Source organism: Mesorhizobium sp. WSM4813, from assembly GCF_055811555.1.
On the sequence record NZ_JBVVQU010000002.1, the window covers coordinates 97732 to 122060 of the forward strand.

The window sequence follows — 24329 nt, forward strand, 5'->3', positions numbered from 1 at the left end:
TCGACAGGCTACAAAAGCGCTGCTAGAAGCCGCGCACCACACGGGATTCCATAAATTGGCTGAAGACATCACGAACGCGGTGGCGCGCCGCCGCACTTTCGCGATCATCGCGCATCCGGACGCCGGCAAGACGACGCTGACCGAAAAGCTGCTGCTGTTCGGCGGCGCCATCCAGCTTGCCGGCGAGGTCAAGGCCAAGAAGGATCGCATCCAGACCCGGTCGGACTGGATGAAGATCGAGCGCGAGCGCGGCATTTCGGTCGTCACCTCGGTGATGACTTTCGAGTATGAGGACAATGTCTTCAACCTGCTCGACACGCCCGGTCACGAGGATTTCGCCGACGATACCTATCGCACGTTGTCGGCGGTCGACGCGGCGGTCATGGTCATCGACGCCGCCAAGGGTATCGAGCCGCGCACGCTAAAACTGTTCGAGGTCTGCCGGCTGCGCGACATCCCGATCATCACCTTCGTCAACAAGATGGACCGCGAAAGCCGCGACCCGTTCGAGATACTTGACGAGATCGAGCAGAAGCTGGCGCTGGACACCGCGCCGATCACCTGGCCGATCGGCCGCGGCAAGACGTTTTCCGGCACCTATCATCTGGCGTTGAACGCGGTACGCAAGGGCGACGCCGAGAAGGACCGCACGCCGGTCAATGGTCCCGATTCCAACCGCGTCGCCGGCCTGCTGCCGGAGAACGAGCGCGAAGCCTTCATCGAGGAGCTCGAGCTGGCGCGCGAAGCCTGCCGTCCGCTCGATATCGACGCGTTTCGCGAGGGGCATCTGACGCCGGTCTATTTCGGTTCGGCATTGCGCAATTACGGCGTGCGCGACCTGATCGAGGCGCTTGGCGCCTACGGGCCGCCGCCGCGCGCGCAGGAGGCCGACACCCGCAAGGTCGAGGCGACCGAGGACAAGATGACCTCGTTCGTCTTCAAGATCCAGGCCAACATGGACCCCAACCACCGTGACCGCATCGCCTTCGTCCGCGTCTGCTCGGGCAAGCTCGAGCGCGGCATGAAGGCCAAGCTGGTGCGCACGGGAAAGCCGATGAGCCTGTCGGCGCCGCAATTCTTCTTCGCCCGCACCCGCGTCACCGCGGACGAGGCTTTCGCCGGCGACGTCGTCGGCATCCCCAATCACGGCACGCTGCGCATCGGCGATACGCTGACCGAGGGCGAGGAGATCCTGTTTCGCGGTGTGCCGAACTTCGCGCCGGAAATCCTGCGCCGCGTTCGCCTCGGCGACGCGATGAAGGCCAAGAAGCTGAAGGAAGCGCTGCACCAGATGGCCGAGGAAGGCGTCGTGCAACTGTTCTCGCCGGAGGATGGTTCACCGGCGATCGTCGGCGTTGTCGGTGCGCTGCAGCTCGACGTGCTGAAGGAGCGGCTGAACTTCGAATACACGCTGCCCGTCGATTTCGAGATGTCGCGCTTTTCCGTCTGCCGCTGGATATCGGCTGACGACAAGGCCGAGATGCATCGCTTCATCGAGGCGCATCGCGGCGACATTGCCCGCGACCTCGACAACGATCCAGTGTTCCTGGCCCAGCACGCCTTTTCGCTCAACTACGAGGCCGAACGCTGGAAGGCGATCCGCTTCGCCGCGGTGAAGGATTACCAGGTCCGCGACAAGGCGGCTTGAGCTGTATCTCAAGAGCAATCGCTTCAGAGGGCAATCGCTTCAGGTTTGATTTCGCCGCTTAACAGTCCGGGCGTTTACGCTGCCCCTCACCTGCTTGCCGGCATCCTCTCCCCGTAAGTGACGGGGAGAGGGCGCTCTCATGGACCGTTTCGCCAATCACGAGCGTTGCAGAAATAGCGCTGAGGGCGGCGGCCAGCCCCTTCTCCCCGTCCCTATACGGGGAGAAGTGCCCGGCAGGGCGATGAGGGGCGGCGCCGACTTGCACGATGATCACCCCCTGGCTGCCTCTTCGATCTTGGCGATGTCGATCTTGGCCATCTGCATCATCGCCTGCATGACGCGGCCGGCCTTTTCCGTGTCGGGGTCCTGCAGCAGCCTCGGCAATTGCTCCGGCACGACCTGCCAGGACACGCCGAATTTGTCCTTCAGCCAGCTGCACTGGCTGGGCTCGCCACCGCCTTCGATGAGCCTGTCCCAGAAATAGTCGACCTCCTCCTGCGTCTTGCAGTCGATGGAGAGCGAGACTGCCTCGGTGAACTTGAATTGCGGCCCGCCGTTGAGCGCCTGGAACTGCACGCCGTCGAGCTCGAAATAGGTCACCAGCACTTTGCCTTCATTATCGCCGCTGCCCTTGGGCCAGCGCATCACGCTCAGCACCTTCGAGTTCTTGAAGATGGAGATGTAATGGTTCATAGCCTCCTCGGCCTGGTCGTCGAACCACAGGCAGGGGGTGATCTTTTGCATGTCTTGCTCCTCGGGCTGTTTCGGTTGCTATCACGGTGAAAACGGCTTGACTTGGCGTTGGTGTTACTTGCCCTGCCGTTTGCCCAAGGACGGCTGCGCAGCACGCAATCCGACAGTGGCATCGAAATTTTCGAAAGAATCTGGCGCACTGCAAAATTGTGGCCAGATCAGGCTTCGGCGTCTATAACGCCTGCGGTCCGAATTCAGCGCTGCCATGCTCCCGTCGAGCGGCCAGCCAGCCAAGGAAAATTCATGCCCGCCTATCGTTCCCGCACCACCACCCATGGCCGCAACATGGCCGGCGCCCGCGGCCTGTGGCGCGCCACCGGCATGAAGGATTCCGATTTCGGCAAGCCGATCATCGCGGTGGTCAATTCCTTCACCCAGTTCGTGCCGGGCCACGTCCATCTCAAGGATCTCGGCCAGCTGGTCGCCCGGGAGATCGAAAAGGCCGGCGGCGTTGCGAAAGAATTCAACACCATCGCTGTCGACGACGGCATCGCCATGGGCCATGACGGCATGCTCTATTCGTTGCCGTCGCGCGAGCTGATCGCCGACTCGGTCGAATACATGGTCAATGCCCACTGCGCCGACGCCATGGTCTGCATCTCGAATTGCGACAAGATCACGCCGGGCATGCTGATGGCGTCGCTGCGCCTCAACATCCCGACGGTCTTCGTCTCCGGCGGGCCTATGGAAGCCGGCAAGGTGGTGCTCGCCGGTAAGACGCAGGCGCTCGATCTGGTCGACGCCATGGTCGCTGCCGCCGACGACAAGATCTCCGACGAAGACGTCAAGACCATCGAGCGCTCGGCATGCCCGACCTGCGGCTCCTGCTCAGGCATGTTCACCGCCAATTCGATGAACTGCCTGACCGAGGCGCTCGGCCTTTCGCTGCCCGGTAATGGCTCGACGCTTGCCACCCATGGCGACCGCAAGCGGCTGTTCGTCGAGGCCGGCCATCTGATCGTCGATCTCGCCCAGCGCTACTACGAGCAGGACGACGACACCGCGCTGCCGCGCAGCATCGCCTCGAAAGGTGCCTTCGAGAACGCCATGACACTCGACATCGCCATGGGCGGCTCGACCAACACCGTGCTGCACATCCTGGCTGCCGCGCATGAGGGCCAGATCGATTTCGATCAGGACGACATTGACGCACTGTCACGCAAGGTGCCGGTGCTGTGCAAGGTTGCCCCCGCCAAGGCGGATGTGCACATGGAAGACGTTCACCGCGCCGGCGGCATCATGGCGATCCTCGGTCAGCTCGATAACGCCGGACTGATCAACCGCGACCTGCCGACCGTACATACGCGGACGCTCGGCGAAGCGCTCGACCATTGGGATATCTCCCGCACGTCAAGCCAGAATGTCCGCGACTTCTTTTTGGCGGCCCCGGGCGGCGTGCCGACGCAGGTCGCCTTCAGCCAGGATCGCCGCTGGGACGAACTCGATCTCGACCGGGAGAAGGGTGTCATCCGCTCGGCCGAATATCCATTTTCCAAGGACGGTGGTCTTGCCGTGCTGAAAGGCAACCTTGCGCTCGACGGCTGCATCGTGAAGACCGCGGGCGTCGATGAATCGATCTTGAAATTCACCGGCCCGGCCAGGGTGTTCGAAAGCCAGGACGCCAGCGTCAAGGCGATCCTGTCCAACGAGATCAAGGCCGGCGATGTCGTCGTCATCCGCTACGAAGGGCCGCGCGGCGGCCCCGGCATGCAGGAAATGCTCTATCCGACAAGCTATTTGAAATCGAAGGGCCTCGGCAAAGCCTGCGCGCTGTTCACTGACGGCCGCTTTTCCGGCGGCACTTCCGGCCTGTCGATCGGCCATGCCTCTCCCGAGGCGGCGGAAGGCGGGCTGATCGGGCTGGTGCATGAGGGCGACACGATCGAGATCGATATCCCGAACCGCACCATCCGGCTTGCCGTCGACGATGCCGAACTGGCCGCCCGCCGCGCGGCAATGGAGGCCAAGGGAGCTGCCGCCTGGAAGCCCGAGGAAAAGCGCAAGCGCAAGGTGACGATGGCCTTGCGCGCCTACGCGTCCATGGCGACCAGTGCTGCCAAGGGTGCGGTAAGGTATGTGCCGGAATAGGTCTGCTTCTTCAAAGGGATGACGACAGATGACTTTCGATCTCATCGTCCGCGGCGGCATGCTGCCCGACGGCACGATCGCCGACATCGGCATCATCGGCGAGACGATCGCGGCCATCGAGCCCGAGCTGAACGTTACCGCAGGCACGGCGATCGACGCCCATGGCAATCTGGTCTCGCCGCCTTTCGTCGATCCGCATTTTCACATGGACGCCACGCTCTCGCTGGGCATTCCGCGCATCAACGCGTCGGGCACACTGCTGGAAGGCATTTCGCTGTGGGGCGAACTGAAGCCGCTGTTGACGCACGAAGCGGTGCGCGAGCGCGCGCTCGCCTATTGCGACTGGGCTGTCACAATGGGCTTGCTCGCCATCCGCACCCATGTCGATGTCTGCGATACCAGGCTGCTGGCGGTCGAAGCCCTGCTCGATGTGAAGAAGACGGTCGCGCCCTATATCGACCTGCAACTGGTCGCCTTCCCGCAGGATGGGTTTTATCGCTCGCCGACGGCGCGCGATAACACCATCCGCGCGCTCGACATGGGTGTCGACATCGTCGGCGGCATTCCGCATTTTGAGCGCACCATGGCCGACGGCACACGTTCGGTGACGGAACTTTGCGAAATCGCGGCAAAGCGCGGCCTCATGGTCGACCTGCATTGCGACGAGACAGATGATCCGCTGTCGCGTCATATCGAACAACTGGCCTATGAGACGCAACGCCTCGGCCTGCAGGGCAGGGTCGCCGGCTCGCATCTTACTTCGATGCACTCGATGGACAATTACTATGTTTCGAAGCTGTTGCCGCTGATATCAGAGGCAGGGGTCTCGGCGATCCCCAATCCGCTGATCAACATCATGCTGCAGGGCCGCCACGACACATTTCCCAAACGCCGCGGCCTGACGCGGGTCAAGGAAATGCTTGCCCACGGCATCCGCGTCGGCTGGGGCCAGGATTGCGTGCTCGACCCCTGGTATTCGCTGGGCACCGCCGACATGCTCGACGTCGCCTTCATGGGCCTTCACGTCGCCCAGATGTCGAGCCCGGCCGACATGGCGCGTTGCTTCGACATGGTCACCAATGTCAACGCCGCCATCATGGGCCTCGACCATCTCGGCCTGGCGGTCGGCAAGCGCGCCAGCCTCGTCGTCCTCGATGCCGGCGATCCGGTCGAGGCTTTGCGTCTGCGTCCCGAGCGCCTCTGCGTCATCGCCAGGGGCAAGGTGGTGGCCGATCGAGCCAGGCAGGAAACCCGGCTTTCGATCGCGGGGCGGCCAGGAACAGTGAACCGCAGACATCGTCGGCCCACCTCATGATCAATGTTGGCAGGCCCAACAGGACGTTGGGACTGCATCAAGCCGCGCGCTTCGATCAGATGAAGTCCGCCGCTCTGGTGTAGGCCCAGCCGATTTCCGGCTCTGGTCTGGCCGGGTTCCCGATTTCCGCTCGTCAAAGCGGCTGCTTGCGTCTACGACGCTGCTCACCGAGCTTTCATGCGGGAGGAAGCGACATCGGAATGGCAGAGCCAACAGCCCAGAATTCGACGATCAGGAACGTGCTTTTGGCTGGCATTCTGCTGATGCTGGCCGGCGATTTCCTGTTTGCGTTGAACGATGCGATGGGCAAATGGCTGGTCGCCAGCTTTTCCGTCGGCCAGGTCGTGCTGATCCGCTCGGTTGGCGCCTTTTTCGTGCTCGGTCCGATGATCGCGCGTCAAGGCACGGCCAAGCTGTTCCGCATGGAGCGCCTGGAACTGCAGGTCTTGCGCGTCGTCATGACGACGCTCGACACGGCGCTGTTCTACGCCGCCGTCGTCTATCTGCCGCTCGCCGACGTCATGAGCTTCTATATGGCCGGGCCGATCTACGTGGCGGCGCTGTCCCATCTGTTGCTCGGTGAAAAGGTCGGCTGGCGCCGCTGGATAGCGATCCTGGTCGGCTTCTGCGGCGTGCTGATCATGCTCAAACCGTCCTCGGCCGCGTTTTCGCTGTCGTCGACCTTCGCGCTGGCCGGAAGCATTTCATTCGCCTTTGCCATCATCCTCAACCGGCGGCTGCGTGGCACCAGCGACACCTCGCTCGTTACCTGGCAAACCATCGGCACGCTGCTGGTCGGCGGGTTTCTCACCATCGGCAACTGGCGGACGCCGTCCTCGCTCGATTTCGGTGCCATGCTGCTTCTTGGCATCGTCTCCTGCGGCGCGCATCTGATGATCACCAGGGCGCTGAAGCTGGCGCCGGCCTCGACGCTGGCGCCGCTGCATTACAGCCTGCTGCCGTGGGCCGTGATCTTCGGGCTGGCCTTCTTCGGCGACATGCCCGGTCCGCGCATCCTGATCGGCTCGGGCATCATCGTGCTGGCCGGCCTGTTCATCTTCCATCGCCAGAAAGTGGTCGACACGGTGCCGCCGGAAAACGTGCCGAAAGGCGTCAACTAATGCATGTCGCCCAAAAGTGCGCAGCGGTTTTGGGGCAACGACATGCATAAAAACAAAGAGTTAAAGCACACCACGTGAATCCCATCACGTGGCGTGCTTTAAAGCCCAGATTTCTGGCGCCTAACCCACGCGCAATGCCGCCAGATGCCTTGAGAAGTCGGCTGTCTCCATCAGCGCCTTGCAGCGCGCGAAGCGGCCGTCGGCATAGGCGTGGAAATCGTCGGCCGGATTGCTGTTGGCAAGCTGGATCAGCCCCCACAGCGTCCACAAGAGATCGCACATCGCCTTGTAGATGACGATGCGGCCGCGCTCGGCCGGCGTCGGCTCGCCACCGAAATAGGCGCCCATCATTTCGTCCTCCTGCGCCGTATCAAACTGTCCTTCGACGCTGAGGTCGCCGAGATCCCAGAGCGGATCGTTCATGCCGGAATATTCCCAATCGACGATCCACATCCTGTCGCCCGTATCGAGAAAGTTTTCGCACAGCGGATCGCAGTGGCAGGCGACAAGAGGCAGGGGATGCGCGGCAAGCGCCGAGCGCACGGTTTCCGCCTCACGCACGACGTCGTGGTAACCGGCAGGCAGGGCGACATCCTTGGTCGACAACACCTTCAGATAGTCGTCGATCATCGCAAAAAGCTCGAAGCGGAAGGGAAACACCGCGCCGGAACCGTGCAGCTTACGGAAGGCCTTGCCGGCGCGCGCCGGACTGCCGTGCCTTGTCTTGAACTTTTCCGGCGACATCGTCTCGGCTCCAACGACGAAACGCGTCACCATCACGCCTGTCTCGCCGTCGACATGCAGCAGCTCGGGGCTGACGCCGGCCTTGGCGGCTTCCCGTGCTGCCACCGCCTCGTTGGCTCGATTGATATACTCCTCTGTGCCTTTGCCGGGGATCCGCAGGCAGACATCTCCAGCCCTGAAGACGAGGTTGGTAAGACCACCAAGCCGCTCCAGCGGTCCCTCGTAGCCGGCCAGCACCGGAATGGCTGCAAGCGCCGCGCGTGCTTCCTCGTCCACCATCGCTTCCGCCCTCTTTGCGTCTTTATTTGTGGCGACGACGGTTCCACAAATTTCGCCGTTTGGCTATCATCGGCGATTCCAGCGCCGTGCGTTCCTGTCGGACGCACAAGGACGCTGCAGCACTTTGATTTTGCGGACGGGACTGCGATGGCGGACAGGAAAAACGAGGGCGCGCTCGCCGCAGCCTATGCGGCGAAGCGGCCTGAGGAAGTAGCGGCGCTCTACGACAGCTGGTCCGACACTTACGACGCCGACATGTCGGCGGCCGGTTATCGCCATCCGACCATCTGCCTCGCCCTGCTTACCCGCCATCTGCCGCGCGGCGCGGCACCGCTCCTCGATGCCGGCGCCGGTACCGGGCTCATCGGTGAGTGGCTGAAGATCGCCGGTTATCCGCAGGTCGAGGCGCTCGACATTTCGGAGGGGATGCTGGCCCAGGCAGCGCGCAAGGGCGTCTATTCGGCGCTTCACTGCCTGGCGCTCGGCGGGCCGCTGCCTTTCGCGGATGACGCCTATGCCGGCATCATATCGGGCGGCGTCTTCACCTCGGGCCATGTCGGCGCAGAGGGCCTGGACGAACTGATCCGCATCTGCCGGCCGGGCGGGATAATCGTGCTGACGGTCAAGAATACACTGTGGGACGCCGGTTTTGCCGCGCGGATCGTCGACCTCGAGGCGAAGGGCGTGGTCACGCGTGCCGAAGAGACGTCGCCCTATGTCTCCATGCCGGGCGAGGCGGACACCGTGCCGAGCCGCGGCCTCGTTCTGCGTGTGAGTTGATCTAGACTAGGCTCTGATTCTTGCTCCCGCCGGGTCGTAGAGTGGCTCGAGATGGATTTTTGCCGGCGTGCGCTCCATCGCCACCACCAGCTCGTAGTCGCCGGAGGCGAGGAAATCGTCGCTGACGCCATCGGCGTTGCGCACGTAACCATAGCCGATATTCTTGCCGACCGTGTAGCCATAGCCGCCGCTGGTCAGGTAGCCGACCGGCTCGTTGTTGCGCAGGATCGTCTCGCGCCCGAGCAGCACGATCTCGCAATCGTCGACCGTGAAGCCGGCAAAGCGTTTTTTCAGCGCGGCGCCGCTGATCTCTTCCAGCGCCCGCCGCCCGAGAAAATCGGTATTCTTGCGAAGCTTCACCGCCCAGCCGAGGCCGGCCTCCTGCGGCGTGTCGTTGGGCGTGATGTCGGAACCCCAGGCGCGGTAGCCTTTTTCCAACCGCAGCGATTCCAGCGCCCGGTAGCCGACCGGGCGAATGCCGTGCTTCTCACCCGCCGCCATCAGCGCGTCGAAGATTTCGCCCGTCGCCGCGATCGGCACATGCAGCTCCCAGCCGAGCTCGCCGACATAGGTGACGCGCAGCGCCCGAACTATGTGGCCGGCGATGGAGATTTCCCGCACATGTCCGAACGGGAACGCGGTGTTCGACACGTCCGCATCGGTCACCGCAGCCAGCACGTCGCGGGCGCGCGGCCCCATCAGCGACAGCGTGCCGAAATCCTCGGTGACATCTGTGAGCGTCACGTCAAGCTCCTTGCCAACATGGTCGCCGATCCACGAGAAATCATGCGTCCTAAAACCGGTGCCAGTGACGACGTAGAATCGTTCTTCGCCGAGCCGCGCCACGGTCAGATCGGCCTCGATACCGCCGCGCGTGTTCAGAAGCTGCGTGTAGGTCAGCCGGCCGACCGGCTTGGCGACATCGTTGGCGCAGATCCAGTCGAGCGACCTTAGGGCGTCCGCACCGGCCAGCTCATATTTGGCGAAGGACGACTGGTCGAAGATGCCGACGTGCTCGCGCACGTGCCGGTGCTCGTCGCCGACCGGCGAAAACCAGTTCTGCCGGCCCATCGAATAGATGTCCTTCGGCTCGACGCCTTCGGGCGCAAACCAGTTCGGCCGCTCCCAACCGAGTTTGGAGCCGAACACGGCGCGGTGCATTTGCAGCCGTTCATAGAGCGGCGACACGATCCGTGGCCGGCCCGTGACATACTCCTCATGCGGGAAGCCGATCGTGTAGTGCTTGCCATAGGCTTCCAGCGTGCGGTCGCGAACCCATTGCCGGTCGCGGTGCAGGTCGGAAAAGCGTCTGATATCGACCACCCACAGGTCGAGTGGCGCCTCGCCGTCGACCACCCATTGCGCCAGCACCCAGCCGGCGCCGCCGCCCGCCGCGATGCCGAAAGCGTTGAAGCCGGCGCCGACGAACATGTTGGCGCATTCGGGCGCCACGCCGAGAATGAAATTGCCGTCCGGCGTGAAGCTCTCCGGCCCGTTGATCATCTGCTTGACGCCGACGGTTTCGAGCGCCGGAACCCGCGTGATCGCCTGGTTCATATGCTGCTCGAAATGATCGTAGTCGTCGTCGAACAGCCGGAACTCCCAGTCATCAGGGACATCGCCGCCGGGAAGGTCGGTCGTCCAGGCTTGCGGGTTCGGCTCATAGCCGCCCATCACCAGCCCGCCGACCTCCTCCTTGAAATAGATGCGGCAGTCGGGGTCGCGGATCGTCGGCGCATCGGACGCCAACCCATCGATCTTTTCGGTGACGATGTACTGGTGCTTGACCGGCTGCAGCGGCACGTTGATGCCGGCTAGCGCCCCCACCTGCCGCGCCCATTGGCCGGCACAGTTCACCACCTTGTCGCAGGCGATATCGCCCCTGTTGGTCTTTACCGCGGTGATGCGGCCATCCTTCATGTTGAAGCCGGTAACGCGGACATCCTCGAACAGTTTGCCGCCATGCATGCGCGCGCCTTTGGCCAGCGATTGCGTGATGTCGGAAGGGCTTGCCTGCCCGTCGGTCGGCAGCCAGTTGGCGCCGACCAGATCGCCGGCCTCCAGCAGCGGCCACATTGTCTTGACCTCGGCCGGGGACAGCAACTGCATATCCATGCCGAAGCTTTTCGCCGTCGTCGCCAGCCTCTTGTACTCGATCCAGCGGTCGGCATTGGTGGCGAGCCTGAGGCACCCGGTCATCTTCCAGCCGGTGGCCAGCCCGGTTTCGGCTTCCAGCCCCTTGTAGAGATCGACGGAATATTTGAGCACGCGGGTGATAGAGGCCGACGAGCGCAACTGGCCGACCAGTCCCGCCGCATGCCATGTGGAGCCCGAAGTCAGCTTGCCCTGTTCCAAAAGCACGACATCGGCCTTGTGGTCACGCGCCAGATGATAGGCCGTCGAACAGCCGATGATGCCGCCGCCGATGACGACGATCTCGGCGTGGGCGGGCAATGTCATGATTTCTGTCCGTATTTCGTTCGGTAGTTTTCCAGCGCGGCATCGAGCCGCGTCAGGTTTTCGTCGGTATAGGCGACGTAGTCGATGCCGGGCGCGTCGAGATAAAGTTCGGAAACCATGCTCCACATCGCCTCGCGCAGCAGCGATGCGCATTGCATGGCCGCATGCGAGCGGCGGATCGCCTCGTCCGGCTCCTTCATGAAATAGGCGGTCAGGAAGGCGAAGGACTCCTCGTCGTTCATGCTGGCGTTCGAGGCGACGCCGGCGAGGTCGAACATCGCCGTGTTGAAGCCGGCATATTCAAAATCGATCAGCCACAGCCGGTGGCCGTCGTCGAGAATATTAGCCGGCAAAAGATCGTTGTGGCCAAAGACGATCGGCAGCAGTTTCTGCGCCCGTTCGAGCTCGTCCGCAAGCGTCAGCAGCCGCGGCAACTCGCTTCGCATGCGGCTGCCGGCTTCCTCCAGCGTGCGCGCATAGTCGCGGATGACATGGAACACCCAGAACATAAAACCGGCGCCGGAGACATGATTGGGCATCTCCCGATGGAAGCCGCGCATCAGGGCGGCGACGCGGCCGATATTGGCGCGTACGTCTTCCGCGACATACGTCTTCGCGCCGAGAAATTCCGTCACCAAGATGCCGGGCTCGGAATAAAGAACCGCCGGCGCGAAGCCGGCGGCGTGTGCCGCACGGGTGGTCATCACCTCGCGCTCGCGAAAGACGTGATGGAACGGAAAGTCCTGGCCGAAGCGCACGACATGCGGACCGGCCGCGTCCTTGACCAGATAGTTGGCGTTGCTCAGGCCGCCCGGCAGCGGCGCGATCTCGATGCTGCCGGTCCAGCAGGGCAGGGCGCGGATGCGGTCCTCGGCGGTCACAGGTTCAATCCCTCGTTGGGCGGGGTTCAAGACGCCGCGGGCGAGATGGCGGCCGGCAGGAGGGAGCAATGCGAAGATCTCGTCGGTGCGGGATGCCAGGATCGGTATCCCGCACCGCACCGACGAGCCCCTGTGCCGGGTTCTTCGACGCCGGCATCCGCCCCCGCGGATTCGAAAAAATCCTTTTCCCTTGCGCCGGACGATTTCCCAGACGTTCGGGCAAGCGAATTTTGGTGCGGCTCTGCCATCGTTCTCCCGTGGCAGTTCCGAAGCCTGTCACGAGCCAGTGTCACGCCATGTGATCCGGCTTGTCAACGAAAACTTGTGGCTTTTTCTGTCTTCTTGCCCGAAACCTTTAGGATTCCTTGTGAACTGTGGCCGATTTGCCTTAGAACCGGTCAGCAGCGCAACAATCCGACTGGGCGAACCCGATGATCCATTCGAAGCGGCACGGCGAGATCCTGCGTCTCTTGCAGGAGGAGGGCACCGTCACCATCGCCAGCCTGGCCGATCGGCTGGGTGTTTCGCTGGAAACCGTGCGCCGCGACGTCAAGCCGCTGACCAGTGACGGTTCGATCCTGAAGATGCATGGCGCGGTCGGCCTGCCGTCGATGGCCGGCGAGGCGCCGTTCGAGCGGCGCATGCGCGAGAATGCCGATGCCAAGCGCGCCATCGCCCGCATGGTTGCCGCCACCATCCGCGACGGCGAATCGGTCATGCTCGACACCGGCACCACCACGTCTTTCCTGGCCCGCGAACTGCTCGGCCACCGGCGGCTGACGGTGGTCACCAACTCCTCGGACATCGCCCGCACGCTGGCCACCGTCAACGGCAACAAGGTCTACATGGCCGGCGGCGAATTGCGCAGCGATTCAGGCGCCGCCTTCGGCGTCTCGGCCATCGAATTCGTCAGCCGCTTTTCTGTCAACCATGCGGTGATCTCCACCGGCGCGGTCGACGCCGTCACGGGCGTCATGGACTATGATCTGGAAGAGGCGGAATTCGCCCGCATGGTGCTGTCGCGCGGCCAGCGCTCGCTCGTCATCACCGACCACACCAAGTTCGGCCGCCAGGGCCTGGTCCAGGTCTGCGGCCTCGACGGTTTTTCCGAACTCGTCACCGATCGGCCGCCGCCGCGCGCCATCGCCGCCGCGCTTGGGCAAGCGGGCGCGCGGCTCAGCATTGCCGGTGGCGAAAGCGGGAGATGACCTGGCTAGAGCGGAGAGCCGGAGATCGGTGGCTTTTCTTCCTTATCATACCGGTGTTTAGTCCGGCGATGGCCTTCACCATCCGCCAATTGCAGTTCTTCATCGCCGTCGCCGAGCAAGGCACGGTGTCGGGTGCTGCGCAGAATCTGTCGATCTCGCAATCGTCGGTCACCGAGGCGATCAAGGAGCTCGAAGGCGATCTCGGCGTCGAACTGTTCGAGCGCCATCCGCGCGGCCTCAACATCACCCACAAGGGCCATCAGTTCCTGCGCCACGCGACAAAGATCCTTGCCGACGTTTCCGATGCGCGCCGCGCCTTCTTCGGCGAGCAAGCGGCGGCGGGCGGCCGGCTGCAGCTCGGTGTCACTTCACTGGTCGCCGGCTATGTGCTGTCGGACCTTCTCGCCCGCTATCGCCGCGCCTATCCGGGCGTCGAGATCTCGGCCATCGAGGATAATGGCGACTACCTCGAACATCTGCTGATCGGCGGCAAGCTCGACATCGCCGTCATGGTCACCTCGAACCTGCGCGACCGCACCGCCCTGCAGTCCGAAATCCTCGAAGTCTCGGCCTACCGGCTGTGGTTGCCGCTTGGCCATCCGCTGTCCGGCGCCGACATCATCGGCATTGGCGACATCGCCTCGGAGCCGCTGATCATGCTGACCGTCGACGAGATCGAGGAGAATACCGGAAAGCTGCTGGCGGCGATCGGCGCCAAGCCGCATGTCGCCTTCCGCACCCGCTCGGTCGAAGCGGTGCGCAGCCTCGTCGCTACCGGCGCCGGCGTGGCGCTGCTGCCCGACCTCGTCTACCGGCCATGGTCGCTCGAAGGTGACCGCATCGAATCGCGCGATATCTCGGGCTCGTTGCCGGTTGTCCAGGTCGGCACGGTCTGGCGGCGCGGCTCCGGCCTGCCGCAGGCCGCGCGCGACTTCATCGGGCTTGCACAATCGCAGCGCATGGTCCGTCAGCGGCCGGACAAGAACGGCCGCTAATCCATAGGAAAAACCGATATCGCCTTTCTGACAAATGAATTTGCGAAACCGGAAATTTCAAAGCACCTTGATAATCAGGGAACAAGCCGCCGCGAGAGTGCGGCCCCCTCAGACGGGAGATCGACGATGAACTCATTCCTGAAGTCGTGCACTGCATTAACGGTCGCGCTGGCCTTTTCCGGCCAGGCGATCGCCCAGGTCAAGGAACTCGGCAAGGGCGAAGGCCAGGTCAACATTGTCGCCTGGCCCGGTTACATCGAACGCGGCGAAACCGACAAGAGCTACGACTGGGTCACGTCTTTCGAGAAGGACGCAGGCTGCAAGGTCAACATCAAGACCGCCAACACCTCCGACGAGATGGTCGCGCTGATGAATGAAGGCGGCTTCGACCTCGTTACGGCCTCGGGCGACGCTTCGCTGCGCCTCGTCGCCGGCAAGCGGGTCCAGCCGATCAACACTGATCTCATTCCGAGCTGGAACACGGTCGACGACCGGCTCAAGGAAGCGCCGTGGTTTACGGTTGGCGGCGCCCACTACGGCGTCCCTTACCAGTGGGGGCCGAATGTGCTGATGTACAACACCGAGGTGTTCAAGGAAGCGCCGAAGAGCTGGAACGTCGTCTTCGAGGAGATGACCTTGCCCGACGGCAAGTCGAACAAGGGCCGCGTCCAGGCTTATGACGGGCCGATCCACATCGCCGATGCTGCCAACTATCTGATGTTTCACAAGCCGGAGCTCGGCATCAAGGATCCCTACGAGCTGACGGAGGATCAGTACAAGGCCGCGCTCGATCTGCTGCGCGTTCAGCGCACGCTGGTCGGCCGCTACTGGCATGACGCTGCCATCCAGGTCGATGACTTCCAGAACGAAGGCGTCGTTGCCTCCGGTTCATGGCCCTACCAGGTCAACACGCTGATTGCCGCCAAGAAGCCGGTCGCTTCGACCATTCCCCAGGAAGGCGTCACCGGCTGGGCCGACACGACCATGCTGGCGGCCGACGCAGCCCACCCGAACTGCGCCTATATGTGGATGGAGCACTCGCTGTCGCCTAAAGTGCAGGGCGATGTCTCCGCCTGGTTCGGCTCACTGCCGGTGGTGCCGGCTGCCTGCAAGGGCAACGAACTGCTCGGTGACGAAGGCTGCAAGACCAACGGCTACGAGAATTTCGAAAAGATCAAGTTCTGGAAGACGCCGGTGTCGAAGTGCGCCACCCAGGACCAGTGCGTGCCTTACTATCGCTGGGTATCGGACTATATCGGCGTCATCGGCGGACGGTGAGTTCGTTTCGCATTGCTGGAAAGTTGGCGCTGCCCCTCACCCTTACCCTCTCCCCGTGAAGAACGGGGAGAGGGGGATCGCCAGCGTTGCGGCTAGCCCTTCTCCCCGTCCCTATACGGGGAGAAGGTGCCGGCAGGCGGATGAGGGGCAGCGCTGTCGCCTGAATTGATGAGCCTGGCAGATCAGGACAGCCCATGACCCCAGCCGTTTCCTTCCAAGAAGTCTCGCGCCATTTCGGCAGCGTGCGCGCCGTCGACATGGTCGATCTCGACATCGTGCCGGGCGAGTTTTTCGCCATGCTTGGACCTTCGGGTTCCGGCAAGACGACCTGCCTGCGCCTGATCGCCGGCTTCGAGCAGCCGACATCGGGCTCGATCTCCATTTTCGGCGAACGCGCCGAAGGCGTCCCGCCATATCGCCGCAACGTCAACACCGTCTTCCAGGACTACGCGCTGTTCCCGCATCTGAACGTGCTCGATAATGTCGCCTACGGGCTGATGGTCAGGGGCGTCGGCAAGTCCGAGCGGCAGAAGGCGGCGGAGGAGGCGCTGTCGCTGGTGCGGCTTCCCGGCTACGGCGCTCGCCGCCCGAGCCAGCTCTCCGGTGGCCAGCGCCAGCGCGTCGCGCTCGCCCGTGCGCTGGTCAATCAGCCCAAGGTGCTTCTGCTCGACGAGCCGCTCGGCGCGCTCGACCTCAAGCTGCGCGAAAACATGCAGGAAGAGCTGAAATCGCTGCAGAAGGCGCTCGGCATCACCTTTGTCTTCGTCACCCACGACCAGGGCGAGGCCCTTTCGATGGCCGATCGCGTCGCCGTCTTCAACGACGGCATGATCATGCAGATCGGCACGCCGGAGGATATCTACCAGCGCCCGAAGACCCGCTTCGTCGCCGATTTCGTCGGCTCGTCCAATGTGCTGCCGCCGGACTTCGTCCAGCGTTATTCCGGCCAGCATCGCTGGGGCAGCCTGCGCCCTGAATCCATTCGCATCGGCCGAGCGACCAAGGGCGACGGCGTTGCCGCCCGTCTCGTCTCGACCAATTATCTCGGCGCCACGACAAGACTGGCGCTCGACGCCGATGGCTTGAGATTGCACGCGATTGTGCCGGCCGGTGCGAAATTGCCCAGGGAAGGCGAGGCGGTCGTACTTACCTTCAACCGCGAGCACCTGCATTTGATGGACGAGCCGGGGTAATGAAGGTGAGGATAGCTAATGAGCTGAACAAGGCGCTCTACGGCGCCCCCCTCTGTCCTGCCGGACATCTCCCCCACTTGGGGGGAGATCGGCAGCTTCGCCAGTGGCGCATCTTTTGCAACGTTGGTGATTGGCGAAAGCAGTCGCGACATCCGATCTCCCCCCTCGTGGGGGAGATGTCCGGCAGGACAGAGGGGGGCGCGAAGGAACGCGGCCTCGCATATATTCTCCGCCAAGACAGAGCGGTGTCATGACAATCGCAGCGCTCAACTCCAAACCCGCGCCCGCCATCCTGTCGGGAAGCGGCGGCCTGCGCGGCGCCCTGTCGGACCTGTTCTGGCGCCGGCCGCAACTCCTGCTCCTGCTCATGCTGCTGCCGCCGGTGCTGTGGCTCGGCATCGTCTATATCGGCTCGCTGTTCGCGCTGCTCTTGCAGAGTTTTTTCTCGATCGACGAATTCTCCGGCCTCATAAACCGGCAGTTCACACTGAAGACCTATGGCGACCTGCTGCAGGCCGCCAATCTCGACATCATCCTGCGCACGGTGACGATGGCGGCCCTTGTCACGTTCGCCTCGGCGATCATCGCCTTTCCCATCGCCTATTACGCGGCGCGCTATGCGCGCGGCCGCTGGAAGGCGCTGTTCTATCTCGGCATCATGCTGCCGCTGTGGTCGAGCTATCTGGTGAAGATCTACGCCTGGAAGCTCATCCTCGCCAAGGAAGGCATCCTGACCTGGCTGCTCGCCAAGCTGCATGTGCTATGGCTGCTCGATGGCTGGCTGTCGCTGCCGGTCGTCGGCGGCAATTCTCTGTCGGTATCGTCAACCGGCACCTTCATCGTCTTCGTCTATGTCTGGCTGCCCTTCATGATCTTGCCGGTGCAGGCGGCGCTCGAGCGCGTGCCGGGCAATCTGGTCGAGGCCTCGTCCGATCTCGGCGCCTCGCCCGGCCAGACCTTCCGCAACGTGCTGTTCCCGCTGGCGCTGCCGGGCATCGTCGCCGGCTCGATTTTCACCTTCTCGCTGACGCTGGGCGATTACATCATCCCGCAGATCATCGGCACTTCACGGCTGTTCATCGGCCAGGCCGTCTATTCGCAGCAAGGCACCGCCGGCAATATTCCGCTCGCCGCCGCCTTCACCGTGGTGCCGATCGTCATCATGGGCTTCTACCTCTGGGGCGCCAAGCGCATGGGGGCCTTCGATGCGCTCTGATGGCTCACCATCCGCTCCTCTTGGCCTTAAGATCGCCGCCACCGCCGGCCTGCTGTTCCTGCATCTGCCAATCTTGCTGATCTTCGTCTATGCCTTCACGACCGAGGAAAGGAGCTTCGTCTGGCCGCCGCCGGGGCTGACGACGCAGTGGTTCGTCGTCACCTGGAACCGCCCGGACGTGTGGGAAGCGCTGTCGCTGTCGGTCCGTGTCGCCGCCATCTCGACCGCCGTCGCCCTGGTCCTCGGCACGCTCTGCGCGGCGGCCGTGTCGCGAACACGCTTCTTTGGCCGCGAAACCATCTCGCTGCTGGTCATCCTGCCGATCGCACTGCCCGGCATCATCACCGGCATCGCGCTGCGTTCAGCCTTTTCGCTGGCCGAGATCCCGTTCTCGTTCTGGACGATCGTGCTCGGCCACGCCACCTTCTGCGTCGTCGTCGTTTACAACAATGCCGTCGCCCGCTTCCGCCGCACTTCCGGCTCGATGATCGAAGCGTCGATGGACCTCGGCGCCGACGGCTTCCAGACCTTCCGCCATGTCGTGCTGCCCAACATCGCCACCGCCCTGCTCGCCGGCGGCATGCTCGCCTTCGCGCTGTCGTTCGACGAGGTCATCGTCACCACCTTCACCGCCGGCCAGCAGCAGACGCTGCCGATCTGGATGCTGGAGGAGCTGATCCGTCCGCGCCAGCGCCCGGTCACCAATGTCGTGGCCATGGTCGTCGTGCTGGTGACGCTGCTGCCCATACTCGTCGCGTATTACCTGACCCGCGACGGCGACCAAGTCGCCGGTTCGGGCAAATGACGTCAAGCATCCATAAGGGAGAGATTTCCATGGACACAAAGATGCTGATCGGCTCGAAATTCGAGAAGGGCACCGAAACCGAGGAGCCAATCCTCAATCCGAAGACCGGGGCGACTATCCTCAACCTGCCTGAAGCCAGCCAGGCGCAGATCGAGGCCGCGGTGCTGTCGGCCGAAAAGGCTTTCGTCACCTGGTCGCGCACCACGCCGGCGCAGCGCTCCGGTTATCTCCTGAAGATCGCCGATCGTATCGAGGCCGCGGCACAAGATTTCGCCGCCCTCGAGGCGCTCAATTGCGGCAAGCCGATCAACGCCGTGCTCAACGACGAGATTCCGGCGATCGTCGACTGCTACCGCTTCTTTGCCGGCGCTGTCCGCTCGATGCCCGGCCAGGTCGCCGGCGAGTACATCCCCGGTCACACTTCGATGGTCCGCCGCGATGCCATCGGTGTCGTCGCCTCGATCGCGCCGTGGAACTATCCGTTGATGATGATGGCCTGGAAGCTGGCGCCGGCGATTGCCGGCGGCAATACCGTCGTCTTCAAGCCGTCGGAGCAGACGCCGCTGACGGCATTGAAGCTGGCGAAGATCCTCGCTGAAATCCTGCCGGAAGGTGTCGTCAATGTCGTGCTCGGCCGCGGCGACAGTGTCGGCAACACGCTGATCAACCACCCGAAAGTCAACATGATTTCGATCACCGGCGATGTCGCCACCGGCAAGAAGGTGCTGCAAGCCGCCGCCAAATCGGTCAAGCGCACGCATCTCGAACTCGGCGGCAAGGCGCCGGTCATCGTCTTCGACGATGCCGACCTCGGCGCGGTGATCAATGGCCTGCGCGCTTTCGGCTACTACAATGCCGGCCAGGACTGCACTGCCGCCTGCCGCATCTATGCCGGCAAGAAGATCTACGACAAGCTCGTCGCCGACCTTTCCTCCGCCGTCTCGACCATCAAATACAACCGCCCCGACGACACCGAGAACGAGATCGGGCCGCTCATCTCACGTCGCCAGCGCGACCGCGTCTCGAGCTTTGTCGAACGCGCCTCGGAGCTGAAGCACATCGAGATCACCACCGGCGGCAAGCCGGGCGAGGGCTCCGGCTTCTTCTACCAGCCGACCGTCGTCGCCGGTGCTCTGCAGGAAGACGAGATCGTACGCCGCGAAGTGTTCGGCCCGGTCGTCTCCGTCACCCGCTTTTCCGAGGTCGACGAGGCGGTGAACTGGGCCAATGATTCCGACTACGGCTTGGCATCCTCGGTATGGACGAAAGACGTTTCGCGCGCCATGGCGACGGCAGCCCGGCTTCAGTATGGCTGCACCTGGATCAACACCCACTTCATGCTGACCAACGAGATGCCGCATGGCGGGCTGAAACAGTCCGGCTACGGCAAGGACATGTCGCTCTACGCCTTGGAAGACTACACCGCCGTCCGCCATGTGATGGTGGCGCATGGGTAGTCTCCCTTCTCCCCATTGTTGACGGGAGAAGGTGGCCCGAAGGGCCGGATGAGGGGCAGCACCGGGCCTACTTCTGCGAAGCGGCGATGTTCGACTCACCGGCCCCAGGCCCCTTGCCGCCTGGAACGACGCCCCCGGCATCGGCGCCTAAGCCCGCTGCTTCAGGTGCGGCCGGCCGCTTGATCCTTGCCGAGGCGGCCACGACGAGCCCGTTGAAGCCTTCGCCACCATTGTCTAGCATTTCGAACAATTGCCGCCGCATCCTCGGCTCCCAGAACTTGTTGATGTGCTCGGCGACGCCGGCAATGCCTTCCTCGCGCGGCTTGGAGTGAAAAAAGGCGGCAATCTGGTTGGCCATGCGGACCAGCTTTTCGCTGGTGCTCATGATGTGGCCTTCGTCATGCGACATGCTTGGCAACTCCGGAAGCCACCCGCTCGGGGTGGGTGAAAATATCGAAATCATCGCCGCGCACCAAAGCCACCAGCGTCATGCCGGCGTCCCCGGCGGTACGGATGGCAAGCGCGGTCGGCGCCGAAACGGCAATGATGAACGCAGCGCCGATCGCCGCCGTCTTCTGCACCATCTCGACCGAAACGCGCGATGTCACGACGACGGCACCCAAGGTGCCATCGATGCCGGCTTTGGCGAGCGCCCCGGCGAGCTTGTCGAGCGCATTGTGGCGGCCGACATCCTCGCGCGCCATGACGATGCCCTTGCCTGGGATATAAAAACCGGCGGCATGGACCGCACCGGTCTCGGCATGAAGCGGCTGCGCTTTCGACAAAAGCCTGACCGAACGGACGATGTCGTCGGTGTCAAGTGTAAGTCTTGACGAACCAACCGCCTCGACCGAGCGCATCGCCTCCTCGATCGACTCGATGCCGCACAGCCCGCAGCCGACCGGGCCCGCCAGCCGCCGGCGCCGCGCCTCGAAGCGCGTATTGGCCTGGTCCTTCAGCCTGATCTGGATGTCGATGCCGGCGCCGTGATCCTCGACTTCGATCGCCTCGATTTCCCGGCCGTCGGCGATGATGCCTTCGGTCAGCGAGAAGCCGAGCGCGAAATCCTCGAAATCGGCCGGACTTGCCATCATCACCGCGTGAGTGGTGCCGGCAAAGGAGAACGCCACCGGCGTCTCTTCCGGCACCATCCGGTTGGCGGCCGCAGTGCCGCCGGCGCGGTGCGCCAGCCGCGTGATCTGGGTCGTGGCTTTGCGGCGCGCGCCCAACGTTACTCCGCTGCCTCCAGCGTCGCGATGCGACGGCTGTTGCGGGCCTGCTCGTCATAGTCGCGCTGCCATTCCGACGGTCCGTTGGACGCGCCGACCTGCACCGCCGTCACCTTGTATTCCGGGCAGTTGGTCGCCCAGTCGGAGAAGTCGGTGGTGATGACGTTGGCCTGCGTGTCGGGGTGGTGGAACGTCGTATAGACCACACCAGGCGACACCTTGTCGGTGATCAGCGCGCGCAGCGTCGTTTCGCCGGAGCGGCTGGTCAGGCGGACCCAGTCGCCGTCGCGCAGGCCGCGGTTTTCGGCATCATGCGGGTGGATCTCGAGCCGGTCCTCGCTGTGCCACATGATATTGTCGGTACGCCTCGTCTGCGCGCCGACATTGTACTGCGACAGGATGCGGCCGGTGGTCAGCAGCAGCGGGAAGCGCGGTCCCGTCCTCTCGTCGGTCGCGACATATTCAGTGCGGATGAACTTGCCCTTGCCGCGCACGAAGCCGCTGATATGCATGATCGGCGTGCCTTCCGGCGCCTGCTCGTTGCACGGCCACTGCACCGAGCCCATCTTGTCCAGATAGTCAAAGGAGACCTTGGCGAAGCTCGGAGTCGTCTTGGCGATCTCGTCCATGATTTCCGACGGATGCTGGTAATTCCAGTCAAGCCCCATCGTCTGTGCGAGCTTCTGCGTCACTTCCCAGTCGGCCAGCCCGTTCTTCGGCGCCATCACCTTGCGCACGCGATTGATGCGGCGCTCGGCATTGGTGAAAGTGCCGTCCTTCTCGAGGAAAGTCGAGCCGGGCAGGAAGACATGCGCGTAGTTGGCGGTCTCGTTGAGGAAGAGATCGTGGACGACGACACATTCCATCGCGGCAAGGCCTGCGGCGACATGCTTGGTGTCGGGATCGGACTGCAGGATATCCTCGCCCTGCACATAGAGGCCCTTGAACGAGCCGTCGACGGCGGCGTCCAGCATGTTGGGAATGCGCAGGCCGGGCTCGTCGTCGAGCTTGACGCCCCAAAGGCTCTCATAGATGTCGCGCACCGCATCGCCTGAGACGTGGCGATAGCCGGGCAACTCATGCGGGAACGAACCCATGTCGCAGGAGCCCTGGACATTGTTCTGGCCGCGCAGCGGATTCACGCCGACGCCTGGCCGGCCGATATTGCCGGTCGCCATGGCGAGGTTGGCGATGGCGATGACGGTCGTCGAGCCCTGGCTGTGCTCGGTCACGCCGAGGCCGTAATAGATCGCGCCATTGCCGCCGGTGGCAAACAGCCGTGCGGCGCCACGGATTTCTTCGGGATCGACATTGGCAAGCTGGCCGACCACTTCCGGGCTGTTTTCCGGCAGCGCCACGAACGATGCCCAGTCCTGGAACTCATCCCAGTCGCAGCGCTCGCGGATGAAGGCTTCATCGAACAGGCCTTCGGTGACGATGACATGGGCAAGCGCGGTGACCACGGCGACATTGGTGCCGGGCTTCAGCGGCAGATGATGCTGTGCCTCGATGTGAGCCGAGCGCACGATGTCGGTGCGGCGCGGGTCGAGCACGATCAGCTTGGCGCCCTTGCGCAACCGCTTCTTCATGCGCGACGCAAAGACCGGATGTGCGTCGGTCGGATTGGCACCGATGATCATCACCACATCAGTCTGCTCGATCGAATCGAAATCCTGGGTGCCTGCCGAAGTGCCGAATGTCTGGCCAAGGCCATAGCCGGTCGGCGAATGGCAGACGCGGGCGCAGGTATCGACATTGTTGTTGCGGAAACCCTGGCGGATCAGCTTCTGCACCAGATAGGTTTCCTCATTCGTGCAGCGAGACGAGGTGATGCCGCCGATCGAGGTGCGTCCATACTGGTATTGGATGCGGCGGAACTCGTTGGCGGTGTAAGTGAGTGCTTCTTCCCACGACACTTCACGCCACGGGTCGGTGACCTTTTCGCGGATCATCGGATTGAGAATGCGCTCCTTGTGGGTCGAATAGCCGTAGGCAAAACGGCCCTTGACGCAGCTGTGGCCACGGTTGGCCTTGCCGTCCTTGTAGGGCACCATGCGCACCAGCTCGTCGCCGCGCATTTCGGCCTTGAACGAGCAGCCGACGCCGCAATAGGCGCAGGTGGTGACCACCGAATGCTCCGGCTGGCCGATCTTGATCACCGATTTCTCGGAAAGCGTCGCCGTCGGACAGGCCTGCACGCAGGCGCCGCAGGACACGCATTCGCTGTCGATGAAAAGCTGATGCATCCCGGGCGATACGCGACTTTCGAAGCCGCGGCCCTCGATGGTCAGCGCGAAGGTGCCTTGCACCTCCTCGCAGGCGCGCACGCAGCGCGAGCAGACGATGCATTTCGACGGATCATAGGTGAAGTACGGGTTGGACTCGTCGTTCGCCATCCATTTGAAGTTTTCTGCACCGTCGTTCTTCTTGAAAACGTGGTTGTCGCCCTCATAACCGTAGCGCACGTCGCGCAGGCCGACGACGCCGGCCTGCGTCTGCAATTCGCAGTCGCCATTGGCCGCACAGGTCAGGCAGTCGAGCGGATGGTCGGAGATGTACAGTTCCATCACGCCGCGGCGGATGTCCTTCAGCCTTCCGGTTTGCGTATGCACGATCATGCCCGGCGCCACCGGCGTCGTGCAGGAAGAAGGCGTGCCGTTGCGGCCGTCGATCTCGACCAGGCAGAGCCGGCAGGAGCCGAAGGCATCGACCATGTCGGTGGCGCAAAGCTTCGGGATGGCAATGCCGGCCTCCATCGAAGCGCGCATGATCGAGGTACCTTCCGGCACGGTGACGGTGAAGCCATCGACCGTCAGCGTCACCTGCTTCTCGGAGGTTGAGGCCGGTGTGCCGTAATCGATTTCCTGAACGAGACCCAT

General features: G+C 63.4%; 19 protein-coding genes. 12 read left to right on the forward strand and 7 right to left on the reverse strand.

Annotated features, from left to right (window positions below):
• The first annotated feature begins 55 nt into the window (after positions 1-55).
• Entirely contained in the window at positions 56-1648 is a 1593-nt protein-coding gene (locus tag AC0L25_RS01530; protein ID WP_473593890.1) for a peptide chain release factor 3, read from the forward strand.
• 270 nt (positions 1649-1918) lie between these two features.
• Here the strand turns inward: AC0L25_RS01530 and AC0L25_RS01535 are convergent, their stop codons facing one another.
• Entirely contained in the window at positions 1919-2392 is a 474-nt protein-coding gene (locus AC0L25_RS01535) for a VOC family protein (protein WP_473593891.1), read from the reverse strand.
• Between the two features lie 252 nt (positions 2393-2644).
• Between AC0L25_RS01535 and ilvD the strand changes: the two genes are divergently transcribed.
• From ilvD to AC0L25_RS01550, 3 genes are all read left to right on the forward strand, one after another.
• Complete coding sequence (gene ilvD / locus AC0L25_RS01540; RefSeq protein WP_473593892.1) at positions 2645-4489, forward strand: dihydroxy-acid dehydratase; 1845 nt, start codon at positions 2645-2647, stop codon at positions 4487-4489.
• A 28-nt stretch (positions 4490-4517) separates the two neighbouring features.
• On the forward strand, positions 4518-5804 hold the full coding sequence (locus AC0L25_RS01545; protein WP_473593893.1) for an amidohydrolase family protein: 1287 nt from the start codon (positions 4518-4520) through the stop codon (positions 5802-5804).
• Between the two features lie 200 nt (positions 5805-6004).
• Complete coding sequence (locus tag AC0L25_RS01550; RefSeq protein WP_473593894.1) at positions 6005-6925, forward strand: DMT family transporter; 921 nt, start codon at positions 6005-6007, stop codon at positions 6923-6925.
• Between the two features lie 120 nt (positions 6926-7045).
• On the opposite strand, the gene AC0L25_RS01555 is transcribed toward AC0L25_RS01550, so the two are convergent.
• The gene (locus AC0L25_RS01555) at positions 7046-7948 is read right to left on the reverse strand and encodes a phosphotransferase (protein ID WP_473593895.1); all 903 of its coding nucleotides are present in this window, start codon (positions 7946-7948) and stop codon (positions 7046-7048) included.
• Between the two features lie 147 nt (positions 7949-8095).
• On the opposite strand from AC0L25_RS01555, the gene AC0L25_RS01560 reads away from it, so the two are divergent.
• Positions 8096-8728: a class I SAM-dependent DNA methyltransferase gene (locus AC0L25_RS01560; protein WP_473593896.1), complete on the forward strand. Its 633-nt coding sequence runs from the start codon at positions 8096-8098 to the stop codon at positions 8726-8728.
• A gap of 6 nt (positions 8729-8734) precedes the next feature.
• On the opposite strand, the gene AC0L25_RS01565 is transcribed toward AC0L25_RS01560, so the two are convergent.
• Both AC0L25_RS01565 and AC0L25_RS01570 read right to left on the reverse strand, forming a co-directional pair.
• Positions 8735-11188 carry a GcvT family protein gene (locus tag AC0L25_RS01565; RefSeq protein ID WP_473593897.1) on the reverse strand — a complete coding sequence of 818 codons (2454 nt, stop codon included), beginning with the start codon at positions 11186-11188 and terminating at the stop codon, positions 8735-8737.
• Positions 11185-12069, reverse strand: a complete 885-nt coding sequence (locus AC0L25_RS01570; protein WP_473593898.1) for a phosphotransferase — start codon at positions 12067-12069, stop codon at positions 11185-11187. Before AC0L25_RS01570 ends, AC0L25_RS01565 begins: the two co-directional genes overlap by 4 nt.
• 431 nt (positions 12070-12500) lie before the next feature.
• Between AC0L25_RS01570 and AC0L25_RS01575 the strand changes: the two genes are divergently transcribed.
• The 7 genes from AC0L25_RS01575 to AC0L25_RS01605 all read left to right on the forward strand — a co-directional run bounded on the left by AC0L25_RS01575 (position 12501) and on the right by AC0L25_RS01605 (position 20221).
• On the forward strand, positions 12501-13277 hold the full coding sequence (locus AC0L25_RS01575) for a DeoR/GlpR family DNA-binding transcription regulator (protein ID WP_473593899.1): 777 nt from the start codon (positions 12501-12503) through the stop codon (positions 13275-13277).
• Between the two features lie 68 nt (positions 13278-13345).
• Entirely contained in the window at positions 13346-14272 is a 927-nt protein-coding gene (locus AC0L25_RS01580) for a LysR family transcriptional regulator (RefSeq protein WP_473593900.1), read from the forward strand.
• Between the two features lie 126 nt (positions 14273-14398).
• A complete protein-coding gene (locus tag AC0L25_RS01585; RefSeq protein ID WP_473593901.1) occupies positions 14399-15550 on the forward strand; it encodes an ABC transporter substrate-binding protein in 1152 nt (383 codons plus the stop codon).
• Between the two features lie 194 nt (positions 15551-15744).
• Positions 15745-16743 carry an ABC transporter ATP-binding protein gene (locus AC0L25_RS01590; protein WP_473593902.1) on the forward strand — a complete coding sequence of 333 codons (999 nt, stop codon included), beginning with the start codon at positions 15745-15747 and terminating at the stop codon, positions 16741-16743.
• A gap of 250 nt (positions 16744-16993) precedes the next feature.
• Complete coding sequence (locus AC0L25_RS01595) at positions 16994-17959, forward strand: ABC transporter permease (protein WP_473593903.1); 966 nt, start codon at positions 16994-16996, stop codon at positions 17957-17959.
• Positions 17949-18764 (forward strand): ABC transporter permease, encoded by an 816-nt coding sequence (locus tag AC0L25_RS01600; protein ID WP_473593904.1) that lies wholly within the window; start codon positions 17949-17951, stop codon positions 18762-18764. The genes AC0L25_RS01595 and AC0L25_RS01600 overlap by 11 nt, the downstream gene beginning before the upstream one ends.
• Positions 18765-18793: 29 nt before the next feature.
• A complete protein-coding gene (locus AC0L25_RS01605; protein WP_473593905.1) occupies positions 18794-20221 on the forward strand; it encodes a gamma-aminobutyraldehyde dehydrogenase in 1428 nt (475 codons plus the stop codon).
• A 67-nt stretch (positions 20222-20288) separates the two neighbouring features.
• Here the strand turns inward: AC0L25_RS01605 and AC0L25_RS01610 are convergent, their stop codons facing one another.
• The 3 genes from AC0L25_RS01610 to fdhF are packed head-to-tail and all read right to left on the reverse strand — an operon-like array spanning position 20289 to position 24329.
• Complete coding sequence (locus AC0L25_RS01610; RefSeq protein WP_473593906.1) at positions 20289-20630, reverse strand: formate dehydrogenase subunit delta; 342 nt, start codon at positions 20628-20630, stop codon at positions 20289-20291.
• The gene (fdhD, locus tag AC0L25_RS01615) at positions 20620-21450 is read right to left on the reverse strand and encodes a formate dehydrogenase accessory sulfurtransferase FdhD (RefSeq protein WP_473593907.1); all 831 of its coding nucleotides are present in this window, start codon (positions 21448-21450) and stop codon (positions 20620-20622) included. The genes AC0L25_RS01610 and fdhD overlap by 11 nt, the downstream gene beginning before the upstream one ends.
• A gap of 2 nt (positions 21451-21452) precedes the next feature.
• Positions 21453-24329, reverse strand: a complete 2877-nt coding sequence (gene fdhF / locus AC0L25_RS01620; protein WP_473593908.1) for a formate dehydrogenase subunit alpha — start codon at positions 24327-24329, stop codon at positions 21453-21455.